Here is a 14,797-nt window from a genome sequence, read left to right as displayed (position 1 = left end):
TCATGAAACGTTTTTATACCCTGATGAAAGGATTTTATACCCTACTTATTAATGCCTCACTGCAAACTTACGTGTAACTGACCGGTTGTTATCAACAAGCCTCAACAGATATAGACCGGTAGGGAGTCCGGATACATCCAGCGTAGTAACACCGGAACCAGCCGTCTCATGAGAAAGTACCGGAACTCCCTGCATATTATAAATACTGAGAGATACTCTACCCGATGACTGGGCAGGTGTATAAGTAACCTGTAGTTTCTGATCGGCAGGTAAAGGGCCGATAAACAATTCATCATCGGAAATCTGCGGAGTAATGATACCTACCGATCCCCCCTGGGCTACTTTCTTTATATCCTCTGCTGATAACTCATAATTATAAACTCTGAAATCATCGATACTTCCTTTAAACATCGGATCAGCTACAAACTGACTACGACCGATATAGTTCAGACAGGGACGGATATCCATCGGACGGATAGTAATATCCCCGGATGAAACAGCCAGTTCTCCATTCACATAAATCCGTACCTCCGCATCTCCGATAGTCAATGCCAGATGTACCCAATTGTCAATGCGTATGGGAGAGGGTAAGGCGGTTTCCAGGGCCTGTTCTTCCGCTCCGTTTTTCATTGCAAAGCGGAGTGACTGTATATTGGAACTATAAGTAAGGAACATATATTGATCTTCACCACTACCAAAGTCGAAGACACGTTGCCAGTCTGCACCACCATCCCACTTCACCCAAGTAGAAACAGTCAGATTCTGATGATTGGCAATATCCGTAGGTAATTGCAGAAATTCCGTTGAGCCGTTAAGTTGTACAGCTTTGTTTATTTTTCCATCGGTAAACATTGCTTTTTTCAAGGATGCACCATGATTCAAATTTTCCGTCTCGTCCAGTAAATCTCCATCAAAAGTATAATGTGCTACTAGGGCATGCACATCAGTAATAGTGGCAGTTACTTCCTGTGACTTCGGCGAACTGTTCAGACAATTATCATTAGCTTTCACCGTATAATAATAACTCTTACCCGCTAAGGCCTTATGATCGACAAAACTGGTTTCTTTTACATTACGCGCAATAATCTCGTAAGCTCCACCGGATGTTTCGGAACGTAGCACAGTGTATTCTGTAGCATCGGATTGCTTGTTCCACTTCAACAAAACGGATGCAGATTGCCCTTCCGTCGTCAGTCCGGTTGGAGTAGCTAAAGATTTAATTTCAATTTTAGAAGCCGGAGCAGGTATCAGACGCCATTGCAGCCGTTCATCATTACTTCCCTTTTTCGTACCTTGCTGCACATTGAAAGCTTCCTCTCCCTCTTCCAAATACAAGGCACTATGGCGACTGCGGATATAAAACCATCCATCCCCGGCATATTCCAATGCCCATTGCTGATTGCTGCCATTACTGGCACCATAGATGGCGATATTCCCGCCGTCCTCCAACGACCAATTCCAGATGTCGAATGACATCCCATTTATGGGAGACGTAATACAGAAATAGCTGAAATCTCCACCGATACGGCTGGAAACCGGACGGACATACCAACGCTGATAAGCCTTGGAAGCGTCAAACTTTCCGGTCTTCACGTTGGTGCCCTCCGTCGTGTTGCCCTGGGTTATTTCAACTGCCCGCTGAGTACTCCGGTTTATCAGCACATACTGTCCGTCTATCACCGGCTGAATATCTTCTCCCCAAGTAATATTGACCACCCGTTCGGCATTCCGCTGTTCATCGTCCTGATAAGAATTTCCTCCGGGCATCTCCAAGTAGAACTCACGCTGCGGACCATAACCATCATAGAACACATCCTTCTCTTTGGATACAAAACGATAAGTTGTCGTTTTAGCCTGACGTTCCGAAACGCCTCCAAAAGCCTGAACCTTACTGCCATCTTTAGACCGATAGACAGAAGCTGCCGTCCAATTAGGACGATGTTCAGTATATGCCAGTCGTTCTCCACCCCGGCTAATCTTGCAGAATTCACCACGGGCATACTCCGCACTTCCCCACCAGATACCGGTCTGCAACCCATACTCCAGACCCACCATCGCCTCCATCACGTTGTGCATCTCATCATTCATGGCCATTTTTCCATCCTTGCGAACCGTCTCGTAGAAAGCAGCGTAACCATTGAATTCACCGGCAAGCTGATGGGTATTTCCCTCATCAAGTTGTTCTTTGAGATAGTTATACCAAGGCAGTGCTTCATCACAATTCAGAGTATTTCCCCCACAAATCCGAATATTCTTGAAACGGGGATTCGCTCTCAATTCCACAGCAATTTTGTAGAAATCCTCCCGAGTACCTTGTCCTGTATAGGTATAATCCGGTTCATTGAATGGAGCCACTGAAATCACCTCGTATCCTGCATCCTGAAAATAACGAGTATGCAAATCCATCATCTGAGCCCAAGCCTGGGCGTTACCTTTATAAGAATCGTCAATCTTGGGGTGATCGCTATTTATAGCTAACTTGGGTTTAGGAGAGACAAAGCCCAGTAAACCAAGTCGTGTTTGTATATGTTCTTTCTGATCAGCTCCCAAATCTCCATCCACAATGGGATCGGTGGGGCGAAAAGAAACGCGCACTATATCTACCGTTTCCATAAATCCCTGGCCACGGCGGATATTTCCCTCATCTTCCCAAGCCGTATCCAATCCCCATTCCACAGGGCGGACTACTCCTTGTTCACTAAGGCGGAAAGGTACAATGCGGTCAGCAGCAGGTTGTGCCGTTATCTGGTCACTTGCGGCATTTGTCTGGGCAGACAAAGAAGAGAATCCGGTGCCTAATGCTAATACAGTAAGTAATAGTACTGATTTGTTTCTGGATGATTTTCCATGACGGATACTGAGGTTCTTCATAACTATGCTTTGATTTAAGTTTGGGTATCTGACAACAAATCAACTCATATCTTATGAAAAAGGAGGTACAGAAATCATTTATAGAAGGGGAGAGATTCTGTCATGACCCGAATTTACCCCTTGATAACAGGATTTTACCCCTGTATGTAGCATCTATATACTAAAAATTAAGGGGTGTTTTTCTGAAGATATTCACTCGGCGTCACACCGAATTCATCCTTGAAGCACCGGGTAAAGTATTTGGGGCTATTGAATCCTACAGCATACGCAACCTCGGATATAGTATGCGAGCGGTTGAACAACATCATGCAGGCACGCTTCATCTTAATATTCCGTATAAAGTCCAAAGGAGTCATTCCCGTCATCGATTTTATCTTACGGTAAAGGGTAGACTTAGACATATTCTTCTCCGCAGCCAATTGTTCCAAGTCGAATTCAGACTCTTCCAAATGCTGTTCGATGCTATCTATAATGGATTGCAGGAACTGCTTATCCGCCGAGGGATAGGCCAGACTTTCCAGATCCAGGTTCTCCTCCTTACGGAAAGCCGCCTGACGCATCTTCGAAGATCGGATAAGGTTATCCACCCGGGCAAAAAGTATCTTCAACTCAAAAGGCTTGGCTATATATCCGTCGGCGCCCGCTTCATAGCTGGCAACACGGTCCTCAATACCATTCTTAGCCGTAAGTATGATAACAGGTATATGATTGAAACGCAAATCACCTTTCATACGCGCACAAAGTTCCCAACCATTGGCATCGGGCAACATGACATCACAAATGACGACATCCACCTCATTATTCTTCAACTTATCCCAGGCCTGTTGCCCGTCTGCGGCTGTCAGTACAGTATATCGTTCCCTGAACATCTCTTTCATAACGAACAGCAATTCCGTATTGTCATCAATCAACAAGATAGCCGGTTTATCCACCTCATCAGACGAGGCATAATCTTCCATGGGCACATCATCCGTACTGGTCTGCAACACCATCGTCTCGTCAAGCAATTCATCCGGAGAGTAGCTTTCTTTGTCAATAGGCAGCTTTACAGTGAAACAGGAACCTTGTCCTAAAACACTTTCCACGGTGATAAGGCCATGATGCAAGGTTATCAAATCTTTCGTTAGCGAGAGACCGATTCCATTCGACTCGATTCCCCGGTTCTTCTTACTGTTATAGAAACGGATGAATATCTGTTCCAGTTCTTTCTCAGAGATACCAACGCCCTCATCTTCCACTTTCAACACCAATATCCGATGTTCCGCTTCATTCACTACTCGTACATCAACAGTAATACGCCTGTTCTCAGGAGTATACTTCATGGCATTGGACAGCAAATTATGCAATATCTTATCCAGCTTATCAAAATCCACATAACCATGTGCTTCCTCCGCTTCAAAACGAGTATCCAGCGTGATGTTCTTCTTCAATGCAAGCGGTTGGAAGTTTACCTGGCAGATGTTCAGGACAAACTCACGGATATCTCCTTCCGAAACGTTCAGTTTCAGTTTCCCCACATCCATCTTGCGGAAATCAAGCACTTGCTGTATCAGTCGCTTCAACTTCTCCGCATTAGCCTTGAGCATGACGGACTGTTGCCGCACAGCAGGAACCTTCTGATCCAGATAATCCGATATGCAGGATATGACGGTAAGCGGTGTCAGCAACTCATGGGAAACATTGGTGAAGTAAGTCAGCTTGGTACGCGTCAGTTCTTCCTGCAATCTCACTTCACTCTTCAGTTTAATACGACGCATATAAAGCCGGATTACCACATAAAAGCACAATCCGATGAAAATGACATAAACAAGATATGCAAACCAGGTTTCATAGAAGGCAGGCTCTTTCACAATGGTCAGCAATACTTCGCCTTCAGTCCACTTACCCCGCTCATATTCCAACTTCAAACGGAGTTTATACGTTCCCTTCGGCAGGTGGTTATAGAAGGCGGAATTTCTGTTGTTATCCGAATAGATCCAATAATGATCCACCCCCTCCAACTGATACGCTATGCGACATCCCGCATTCAGCGAATACAAAAGCGAAGAAAAGAAAATCTCAATATTCCGATCATCCGGACCAAGGAAAATCTTATGTATCGTATTCTCTCCCGAGGCTTCCGCATTGCCGAAGAAGATACTTTTGTCTTCAACTTTGACATCTGTGATATGCAAGCTCGTAGGAGCCCTGTTCACCACCGATGCATTAACGGGACGAATATGTATGAATCCACGGTGTCCGCCCACATAGAGCCCGCCCCAACCGTCCAGGCTGATAGCCTTATACCTGAAAACATCTACCATAATATTATCATCAGCAGTAGAATAGTGCTGAAAAGTCTGCGAATCAATATTATATTGAAGTACTTTCTTATTGGTGATAATCCACACACTGTTCTTATCGGAAAGTAATCCTAATACAGTACAGTCATCTATCTCATTATCCAGTGATACATTTTCAAACTTATGCATCGTTTCGTCAGACCGCAGTATTCTTCCCAAAGTAGTGTTCAGCCACAACCGTCCTTCCCGGTCAATGCAGACACTGTTCACTTCTTCCTTTTCCAGAAGAGAAGAAACACTGCCTTTTAATTCACAGGTAATCCGCCCGTCGGCACAACTCAGCCGATAGATTTTGCTCTCGTGAGACAACCCTAAAACTTCTCCCTTTACATCATTGAACAGGGAAGTCATTACCGGAACGTCACTACCCGAAACTACCAAGTCATCTTTATCAGGACGTTTCACATTTATATCCGTCCATCTGGATATCCACAGATTACCAACTTTATCCTCAAGTAACCCTGTAACTCCTCCTATATTGATGTCTTCTTCTATCTGCACCTTCATGTTCCGTTGTGTCAATCTCATGACATGAGGAGTCCGACTTGAATTAACCCAGACACCGGGTTTATGAAGAGATCTGATAATGGCATTAATCTCACCCACACCTGTACCAGCAAATGTATCCCGTGAATAATCGTACATACACAATTCGTATCTGTCCTGCCTGAACCACATAGTACTATCACTTCCCTGACAAAGATTCATAACATTGGCATCCCATCCCATCTCTTCCTTCAGTTGAGGAAGAAGGTAATTGTCTATGTTCGAATTATCGAAAAAGATAGTGTACGCCATATCATACGAAGGCAACCACAGATTACCCTCCCTGTCCTTGCATATCCGGGTGTACATCATGTGCGTATCAACCAGATGGTTGATATCCACCTTTTCCAGTGTTCCCTCATCTGTGTATTTAAATGCATGGAGCCCGGCATACGAAAGCATCCAGAGATAACCAAACGTATCATCCTGCTCTATACTGAAAAGAATGGATTCAATGCCGGTTTCTTTATTGTTCGAAGCAGCTATATTATGTTTCTTATAGTGTCCTCCTTTCTGTGCATAGGGAAAGAATTGCCATAAACCTTCCCCCCATGTACCGATCCAGTAATTACCGGAATTATCCTGATGCATAATATATGCGGTATGTCCGTTACCCAATGGCGGATAACGGAAAAAAGAATCAGTTTCGGGCTCATATCTGAATATACCTCGTGATCCCACTGCCCAAAGTTGCTTTTGCTGATCTACATAGATATTGCTAATAGCATATCCCTCCTGAATATTTCCAACTTCATACTCCTTTATAATATGCGCGGTAGAATCGCATCGGTATATCATTCCACCGGCGCTTACCCAAACATTCCCATCCTTGTCGACTGTTATAGCATCCACCACCTTATCCAGGAGCCGTACATCTGAGAAAGGAGTAATCTGACAGGTCTGCTTATTATACAGGTTCAGCCCTTTCCACGTACCAATCCATACATACAGATCATTGTCATTAATAGCAGTAATTCCATTGTCAGTCAGCAGATTCTGATTTTTATAGTCTGTACGGAATGTATTTAACTGATAGCCGTCATAGCGTGCCAGACCATTCGTGGTACCTATCCAGAAGTATCCTTCCCTATCCTGATGAATACTGAAAATCTCATTGGAAGAGAGTTGGTTGAAGAATGGAAATTGTCTGGAGAACATGTGCTGTGCGCTTACGGACAGTTCTCCAATAAACAGAAGTATAAAAAAGGACAGGTATTTCATAGCATAATAATATAGTTGCGAAAGCAAAGGTAGGAAAAAGATAGTTCCAAATGAGATATGTCCTTAGATAAAATGAATTCCTGATCTATTTTCATAAAGCAAGAACTCATTTTATCTTGAAAAGATATCACTCTTCAACAATCAACAAATCCCATGGAGCAATCGTCATCGAATCGCCTTTGCTCAATGTCCTGTTCTTCAGCAGTTCCTTTCCCTTGGATGCATAATTGTATTCCACCTCTTGAGAAGTCGGTGAATAATTAAATATATAGCGAATAGTACGACCTTTATCATTCGTTCCTTTCTTCACTATTATAGGGAATTTATATTCATCATCGGAAACAATGCCAGCCTTTTCTGCCTCTGTACGAACTATCTTCTCAAACAACTCTTGCGAAGGATATGAAGCAATATATACCAGTGATCCTTTACCATAACTATTCTCAGTTATTACGGGCCACTTCCCGAAGAAAGGATGATCAGCATAAGCCAAAGGTTGGGCTGTTTCGGGTATAATGAATTCTATAATTTCACCAATGGCCTTCTTATTATCTAGTCCGAACGGATTATCTTTCAGCTCCATCCATCCAATTGTAGAACTCTCCTGATAATAAAATCCACATGCTTTACGTAAAGGACCGGGAGCCAACATAGCTCTAACCGCAGAATGTTCATTACAGTAACCGCTCTTATACATCATGATAACCTTACCACCATTTTTCACGAAAGCATCTATCTTTTCCAACAGTTCATCGGTAGCAATATAGAGAGGAGGTATAATCAACATTTTATATTCCGAGAAATCACTCACTTTATCGCAATGAACAATATCCGTTTCTATATTCATATTATAAAGCGAAGAGTGCAACATTTCAACCGGATAATTATCTCCATGAGTATAAGGCATGAATCTTAATCCATAATACGAATCATGACTGTAAAGAATAGCTACGTCATTCTTCTTTTTAAGATTAACCAATTTACTACCTATATTCTTCAATTCTTTTGCCACGGCAGTAAACTCATGATAAATGCGGTTTGGTTCAAGATCATGTCCCAAAATTCCCTTCCAGTAGGTCTCTTGACCATAATGTATAGAGTGCCAGTGCCAATATTCTACCATGTTTGCCCCGGATGCCAGATGTGAATATACATTTTGTCTGAGCTGATTATCATAAGGCGGATATTGATACCTCGCATCCCAACCGGTGGTTTGAGCATTCGTTTCAGTTATCAGATAGTTGCCTTTAGCAACAGTCCTCATGTGGTCGCCCGAATATGATATTAACCTGCCATTCTGGCCATCTTGCACACTATGATATGGATTAATCGCAGGATACTCCATCTGACGAAAACTTTCCACCTGATCTATTTCATGAAAAGCAGGCATAAAACAATGTGTTACAAATTGATCTTTCCGTTTGTATTCATTGACAATATCTACCTGCCAATTCAGAAAATCAGCAATCCTTTTACGGCCATAACGTTCCCACTCATTTTTGTACGAGGGATTAGTAACACCATCTCTGGTATAGAACTCTTCCCAACTATGAATGTTCATACTCCAATAATTCAGGCCCCAGGCTTTGTTTAAAGAATCCAGATCATTATCAAACTTCTCTTTAATATAGCTTCTGAATCCAACAAAAAAGTCATGATTATTAGTTCCACGTGCAGTAGCTTCATTATCCACCTGATATCCGATAATGGCAGGATGATTGGCATAGTGCTCCATCATTTTGCGAATGATACGCTCACTGTAGAACAAATAGGCAGGATTCGATATATCCATATTCTGGCGGGTTCCATAATATGCCTTATTGCCTCGTTCGTAAGCAGTTAACACATCCGGATGTTTTTCTGCCATCCAGGCTGGTATAGCATAAGTGGGAGTTCCCAAAATTACTTTTATACCTGCCTGATGCATCTTATCTATTATCCGATCCATCCATGCGAATTCAAACTCGCCTTCACGAGGTTCAAACAAGCCCCACGATGATTCTCCGACACGAACAACTGAAAGTCCACAATCTTTCATCATTTGGATATCTTTATCCAATCGATCTGTCGGCATGTATTCATGATAATAAGCCGCCCCATACAGTACATTATCAAATTTATACTGCGCACAGGCAAGTGTAGGCAGCAATAATGATATGATTAGCCAAAGGATAACAACATGTTTTTCTGTTTTCATAATCTTTCAATTTAGGATTCTACTTCATCTGCAAATATATGTGCATTTTTTTGCTTTTGAAGAAGGATATTTCCCCAAAAAACGGGTGGTATCTATTCACGTCCAACAATGGCTAAAAAGCCCCTGAAATTTGAATCAATATCCCAACAAATGATACACTCCACCTACTAATGCCTTTACAACACCTTTCATTTCCAGCTCAAAGAGCAAGCTGATCATACGATTTATGGGGATATCTGTTTCTACAACCAGTGCATTAATATGTAAATCCCCTTGACGGGTAAGAATACGAATGACAAATTCTTCCTCTCCTGTCAGTTCAAGGAAAAGATTGCGCTGGATGCCCCCCGGTTTGGCAAGCTTCTCTTCATGAGTCCAGCCCATGGCTTTTATAAAATCTTCGGCAGACTGAATGAGAGCGGCCTTACTATCTTGTATCAGTAGATTGCACCCTCTCGAAGAAGCGTCAGAAATGCGTCCCGGAACGGCGAAACAATCGCGATGATAGTCTACAGCAAGGTCTGCCGTAATCAGCGAACCACCTTTAGAGGCAGACTCCACAACGATGGTTGCGTCAGTCATACCTGCCACAATACGGTTACGACTGACAAAGTTATGCCGGTCAGGATTGGTTTCGGTGAGGAATTCGGTAAGGAGTCCACCGTTGTCCAGCATATCAATGGCAGTTTTACGGTGAACATAAGGATAGATACGGTCCAGTCCGTGAGCAAGGACAGCCACGGTGGAAAGGTTGTTGGCCAGGGCAGCGCGATGGGCATGGATATCAATGCCATAAGCCAGACCGCTGACTACCAGCACATCAGGATAATGAGAGGAAAGATCACGCAGGAAATCTACACAGAATTGCTTGCCATACTCTGTGGCATTGCGAGTACCGACCATATTGATGACACGAAGACAATTGAAATCGGTATGCCCTTTGAAGAAGAGGGCTATCGGAGCGTCTTCACATTCGCGCAAACGAGACGGATAAGCTTCATCTTTGAGAGTCAGACAAGTAAGGCGATTCTTCTCCACGAACTCCATTTCGTGTTCGGCACGCAGGAAAGCGGCAGGATTATCGAGGGCAGTAACTATAGTAGGACTCACACCGGGGAGCAATTCAGGCAGTTCTTTACGTTGAGAAAAGACTCCGGCAGCACTTCCTATACCGTCTATTAAACGCTTTGCCCCGATATGTCCTATACCGGGGCAAAGCGTGAGGGCTATACTGCAAATTCGTTCGTCGTTGTTCATGGTTGTACAAATTCAATTCACCACAGAGTAACACTGAGTCTCACAGAGGTAATTATTCACATAAAAAAATAAAACTCTGTGAGACTCAGTGCTACTCTGTGGTGATATTTTAGAGGTATGCCTCAAATATCTCATCAAAAAGCTTACTGTCACTCAGTCGTCCATTCACCAGACACACCGTTTCGACTGTTGCTTTTATGACTACTTTATCATCACTCTTCCGAAAAATATCCTGATAGAAAACATACTTGATGCCTTCTTTCTTCATATAGAGTTTGGAAATAAACTCATCACCGCTCTTCAGAGGAGTTTTAAACGCCATGTTGATACGTGCCACTACGGGATCGACTCCCTGTTCGTGCAATCCCGCAAAACTGACACCGGTAGATAGCAGAAACTCATGACGGGTATGCTCCAAATAGTGCTGGTAATTTGCATTATTCACGATGCCTTGCAGATCACACTCGTAATCGCGCACCTTCATCTCTAACTCATAGATATACTTTTCCATATTCAATATAACTGTATCAAAAGTGTATCATCCACGTGTTTTCTCAATATCCAGTCCCTTGAACTTCTTCAGTTCTTCTGTAGAAACCAGCTTATAGAGTTTGTCACTGGGACGTATTTTGTCCGCTTTCATCGAGAAATGCTGTCCTTTCTTCACGGTTTGCACCGGTTTCAAGTCTACACGAGCTTCATCGAGCGTAGTGAATACTGCTCCTGTAGTGGGACCTGTAATCAGCAACTTGTCTCCCACATTCAGTTCGGCAGCTTCTATCAGGAACTCGGCAACACCGATATTAGAAAAGTATCTGATACCCTTACCTACATATATTTTCCGTTCCGTAGCGGCCGATCCGTAGTTCTTCGTCCACTCGCCGAGGCGTTGTCCGAGATAATACCCATCCCAGAAGCCACGGTTGAATACAGTCTTCAGACGTTCATCCCACGCGGCTATCTTTTCATCGGTAAAGGTGCCGTCCAGGTAAGAACGGATGGCTTCTTTGTAACATTCCGCCACCGTGCGTACATACTCCGGGCCACGGGCACGTCCTTCTATCTTGAACACACGTACACCTGCATCCAGCATTTTATTCATAAAATGGATGGTTTTCAGGTCTTTGGGAGACATGATATATTGGTTGTCCACATCCAGTTCCACATCCGTCTCCTTATCACGCACCGTGTAAGAGCGACGGCACACCTGCATGCAGGCACCCCGGTTGGCAGAGTGGTTCATCTCGTGCAGAGAAAGATAGCATTTTCCCGACACTGCCATACAGAGAGCACCGTGACAGAACATTTCGATACGAATAGGCTTTCCGCCGGGACCACAGATATTCTCCTCACAGATATGACGATAAATCTCCGCTACCTGTTCCAGATTCAACTCGCGTGCCAGTACCACAACATCGGCAAATTGTGCGTAGAAGCGCAGGGCCTCCACATTCGAGATATTCAGTTGCGTACTGAGATGCACCTCCTGACCGATCTGCCGCGCATAGCTCATCACAGCTACGTCCGCCGCAATCACCGCAGAGATACCCGCCGACTTGGCCGCATCTACGATGGTGCGCATCAATGCCAGATCCTGATCGTAAATAATAGTGTTAACGGTAAGATAACTCTTCATATCGTGCTCATCGCACGTCTGCGCTATTTCCCGAAGGTCTTCAATAGTGAATGTATTAGCCGAACGGGCCCGCATATTCAGGTTTTCAATACCGAAATAGATGGAATCGGCACCTGCCTGGATGGCCGCCGCAAGTGATTCGCGCGAGCCGACAGGGGCCATGATTTCAAAGTCCTTTAAATCCATAAAATCATATATTTAATAAGCTACGAGTTACAAGCTACGAGTACCTTTCGGAGTATAGCGTAGCCCCTTGTAGCTTGTAGCTCGTAACTTGTAACTATTTTCCCTGTGCCTGCAATTCCTGTTGAAGTTCAGTGGCAATCTCCATTCCCAACTTTTGTCCTATTTGCATGCCCTCAGCCATCATGGCAGGAGTAGAAGCGCCCAGTTTCTTTCCTACAGGCGATTCATAGAAAGCAACAATTTTCTTCAAATCATCCAGTGTCAGATATTTCTGATAAACAGGAGCGTAAAGTTCCGCCAGCTTACTGCCAAACTTTCCTTCCCATTTCTTCTGAAAGCCATCCCAAAAAGAAACCGATGCCGATGATTGTTGTTTCAACATAGAAATCATCTGTGGCACCATAGCCTTTGCCGACGCCATAGAACCGGATAGTTCCAGCATTTTTTCCAATGTAGCCTTGTACTCATCACTCGGTGCTTGTGCCGAAGCCGAAGGTGCGGCAGCAAACAACATTGCTACACACATCACAACTAAAACCAAACCTTTTTTCATAATTCCATATTAGTTAAATAAATGAATGATACAAAGGTAGGCTTTTTTCCGTATTTTTGCAGCGAAATAATCATTTAGTTCAATCGATTCATGAAGATAGGCCACATAGACTTGGGCGAACGCCCCATATTTTTAGCTCCGATGGAAGACGTCACCGACCCTGCATTCCGGTTGATGTGCAAGAAGTTCGGTGCCGACATGGTGTACACGGAATTCGTATCTGCCGATGCCCTGATACGCTCCGTCAGCAAGACCGAACAGAAGCTGAATATCAGTGATGAGGAACGGCCGGTAGCCATACAGATATACGGCAAAGATACCGAAACCATGGTGGAAGCCGCCCGCATCGTAGAGGAGGCGCGTCCGGATATTCTCGATATTAACTTCGGCTGCCCCGTGAAGCGCGTAGCGGGCAAGGGAGCCGGTGCAGGTATGTTGCAGAATATTCCCAAGATGCTGGAGATTACCCGTGCCGTGGTAGATGCCGTAAAGATACCGGTTACCGTAAAAACCCGCCTGGGCTGGGATGCGAATAACAAGATTATCGTGGAACTGGCAGAGCAATTACAGGATTGTGGCATTGCCGCACTCACCATACACGGCCGTACCCGTGCACAAATGTATACCGGTGAGGCTGACTGGACACTTATCGGTGAAGTAAAGAAAAATCCGCGCATGCATATTCCCATCATTGGCAACGGCGATATCACCAGTCCCCAAAGGGCAAAGGAGTGTTTCGATCTTTATGGAGTGGATGCCATCATGATAGGTCGTGCTAGCTTTGGCCGCCCATGGATATTCAAGGAGGTGAGGCATTATCTGGAAACAGGCGAGGAGTTGCCACCGCTGAGTGCCGAATGGAAACTGAGTGTGTTACGCCAGGAGGTAGTGGACAGCGTCAATCTGCTGGATGAAAGAAGGGGTATTCTGCATGTACGTCGCCATTTGGCAGCAAGCCCGCTATTTAAAGGAATACCAAACTTCCGGGAGACGCGTATTGCCATGCTGAGGGCGGAGACCAAAGAGGAACTGTTCCGTATATTCGACGATATCACCCCCATACTTCATTCACCCGCATAACTCCTAAACACTTTCTAAATCTATCCGGGCCGTATCTGAGCCGTATCTGCTCCGTACCAACTCCGTAGTTTCTCCGTATAAAGGTACCTTTGACCGAAGAAGGTACGGAGCAGGTACGGCTCAGATACGGTTCGGGTATGGATCGAATGCAATTAGAGAATACAATTACAAGCATCCTTTGACAGGCATAAAAAATAACTTACTGAAATGCCGCTTTATAGAAAAAAGTTTCTACTTTTGCAAAGAATTGAAACAACATGAAAAGCAACAACATGAAAAGGAGCGCATTTATCATCGTTACATTCTTATTTATTGCCCTTGCCGCAAAAGGACAATCCATTGAAGAAATACAAACCAGCAAAGACTACATCTGGGGTACGGGAAACGCGGCTACCTTGAAGAAAGCCGATAATGAAGCACTTGCAGCACTCATCAGCCAGATCTCCACAAACGTATCTTCCAAGTTCGAGCAACTGACCGAAGGCGGAATGAAGGATGATCAAGCAACTGTGGACGAGACATTCAAGTCCGTCATCAACACCTACTCGCGTGCCACACTGAACAATACCCGCCGTATCGTGATACAAAACGAACCGGAAGCCGTCGTCATGCGCTATATCAAAGTAGCCGAAATACAACGCATCTTCGACGGACGGAAGACAAAGATACTGGACTTTGCCCAAGAAGCCGTCCGTGCCGAAAAGAAAGCCCAGGTGGCCGATGCCCTGCGTTATTACTACTGGGCGCTCGTCCTACTCCAGAGCTACCCCGACGGCAACTTCCTCACCATGAAGGATGAGGACGGCAAAGACCTCTTGCTCACCACTTGGATTCCCAAACAGATGAACGAAATCTTCTCCAATCTGAAAATAAGTATGGAAAGCACCCATCTGGACGGTGATCTGAAG

At 44.4% G+C, this 14,797-nt stretch carries 8 protein-coding genes and 1 pseudogene; 2 read left to right on the top strand and 7 right to left on the bottom strand.

Features of this window, described 5'->3' with window-relative positions; translation table 11 throughout:
* Positions 1-48 precede the first annotated feature (48 nt).
* The 7 genes from BACCELL_RS09755 to BACCELL_RS09725 all read right to left on the bottom strand — a co-directional run bounded on the left by BACCELL_RS09755 (position 49) and on the right by BACCELL_RS09725 (position 12,809).
* Positions 49-2,871, bottom strand: a complete 2,823-nt coding sequence (locus tag BACCELL_RS09755) for a LamG-like jellyroll fold domain-containing protein (RefSeq protein ID WP_007211578.1) — start codon at positions 2,869-2,871, stop codon at positions 49-51.
* 167 nt (positions 2,872-3,038) lie between these two features.
* On the bottom strand, positions 3,039-6,980 hold the full coding sequence (locus BACCELL_RS09750; RefSeq protein ID WP_007211577.1) for a hybrid sensor histidine kinase/response regulator transcription factor: 3,942 nt from the start codon (positions 6,978-6,980) through the stop codon (positions 3,039-3,041).
* Positions 6,981-7,107: 127 nt separating this feature from the next.
* Positions 7,108-9,177 (bottom strand): beta-galactosidase, encoded by a 2,070-nt coding sequence (locus BACCELL_RS09745; RefSeq protein WP_007211576.1) that lies wholly within the window; start codon positions 9,175-9,177, stop codon positions 7,108-7,110.
* A gap of 135 nt (positions 9,178-9,312) precedes the next feature.
* Positions 9,313-10,434: a DNA-processing protein DprA gene (gene dprA, locus BACCELL_RS09740; protein WP_007211575.1), complete on the bottom strand. Its 1,122-nt coding sequence runs from the start codon at positions 10,432-10,434 to the stop codon at positions 9,313-9,315.
* 109 nt (positions 10,435-10,543) lie between these two features.
* Positions 10,544-10,945, bottom strand: coding sequence for an acyl-CoA thioesterase (locus tag BACCELL_RS09735; protein WP_007211574.1), 402 nt, complete (start codon positions 10,943-10,945; stop codon positions 10,544-10,546).
* A gap of 27 nt (positions 10,946-10,972) precedes the next feature.
* Positions 10,973-12,256 carry a peptidase U32 family protein gene (locus tag BACCELL_RS09730; protein ID WP_007211573.1) on the bottom strand — a complete coding sequence of 428 codons (1,284 nt, stop codon included), beginning with the start codon at positions 12,254-12,256 and terminating at the stop codon, positions 10,973-10,975.
* A gap of 94 nt (positions 12,257-12,350) precedes the next feature.
* On the bottom strand, positions 12,351-12,809 hold the full coding sequence (locus tag BACCELL_RS09725; RefSeq protein ID WP_007211572.1) for a DUF2059 domain-containing protein: 459 nt from the start codon (positions 12,807-12,809) through the stop codon (positions 12,351-12,353).
* Between the two features lie 90 nt (positions 12,810-12,899).
* Between BACCELL_RS09725 and dusB the strand changes: the two genes are divergently transcribed.
* Both dusB and BACCELL_RS27345 read left to right on the top strand, forming a co-directional pair.
* The gene (gene dusB / locus BACCELL_RS09720; RefSeq protein ID WP_007211571.1) at positions 12,900-13,889 is read left to right on the top strand and encodes a tRNA dihydrouridine synthase DusB; all 990 of its coding nucleotides are present in this window, start codon (positions 12,900-12,902) and stop codon (positions 13,887-13,889) included.
* Between the two features lie 257 nt (positions 13,890-14,146).
* Positions 14,147-14,797: pseudogene (locus BACCELL_RS27345) on the top strand (LPP20 family lipoprotein); the annotation flags it as partial.

Origin of the sequence: Bacteroides cellulosilyticus DSM 14838 (assembly GCF_000158035.1) — a bacterium.
Lineage (GTDB): Bacteria > Bacteroidota > Bacteroidia > Bacteroidales > Bacteroidaceae > Bacteroides > Bacteroides cellulosilyticus.
Note: the sequence above shows the minus strand (reverse complement) of the source record. Positions and strands in the feature narration are given on the sequence as shown.

Bases quoted from the DNA above. Each gene is read 5' to 3' on its own strand.
- BACCELL_RS09755 (WP_007211578.1), bottom strand. From the start codon at position 2,871: ATGAAGAACCTCAGTATCCGTCATGGAAAATCATCCAGAAACAAATCA.
- BACCELL_RS09750 (WP_007211577.1), bottom strand. From the start codon at position 6,980: ATGAAATACCTGTCCTTTTTTATACTTCTGTTTATTGGAGAACTGTCC.
- BACCELL_RS09745 (WP_007211576.1), bottom strand. From the start codon at position 9,177: ATGAAAACAGAAAAACATGTTGTTATCCTTTGGCTAATCATATCATTA.
- dprA (WP_007211575.1), bottom strand. From the start codon at position 10,434: ATGAACAACGACGAACGAATTTGCAGTATAGCCCTCACGCTTTGCCCC.
- BACCELL_RS09735 (WP_007211574.1), bottom strand. From the start codon at position 10,945: ATGGAAAAGTATATCTATGAGTTAGAGATGAAGGTGCGCGATTACGAG.
- BACCELL_RS09730 (WP_007211573.1), bottom strand. From the start codon at position 12,256: ATGGATTTAAAGGACTTTGAAATCATGGCCCCTGTCGGCTCGCGCGAA.
- BACCELL_RS09725 (WP_007211572.1), bottom strand. From the start codon at position 12,809: ATGAAAAAAGGTTTGGTTTTAGTTGTGATGTGTGTAGCAATGTTGTTT.
- dusB (WP_007211571.1), top strand. From the start codon at position 12,900: ATGAAGATAGGCCACATAGACTTGGGCGAACGCCCCATATTTTTAGCT.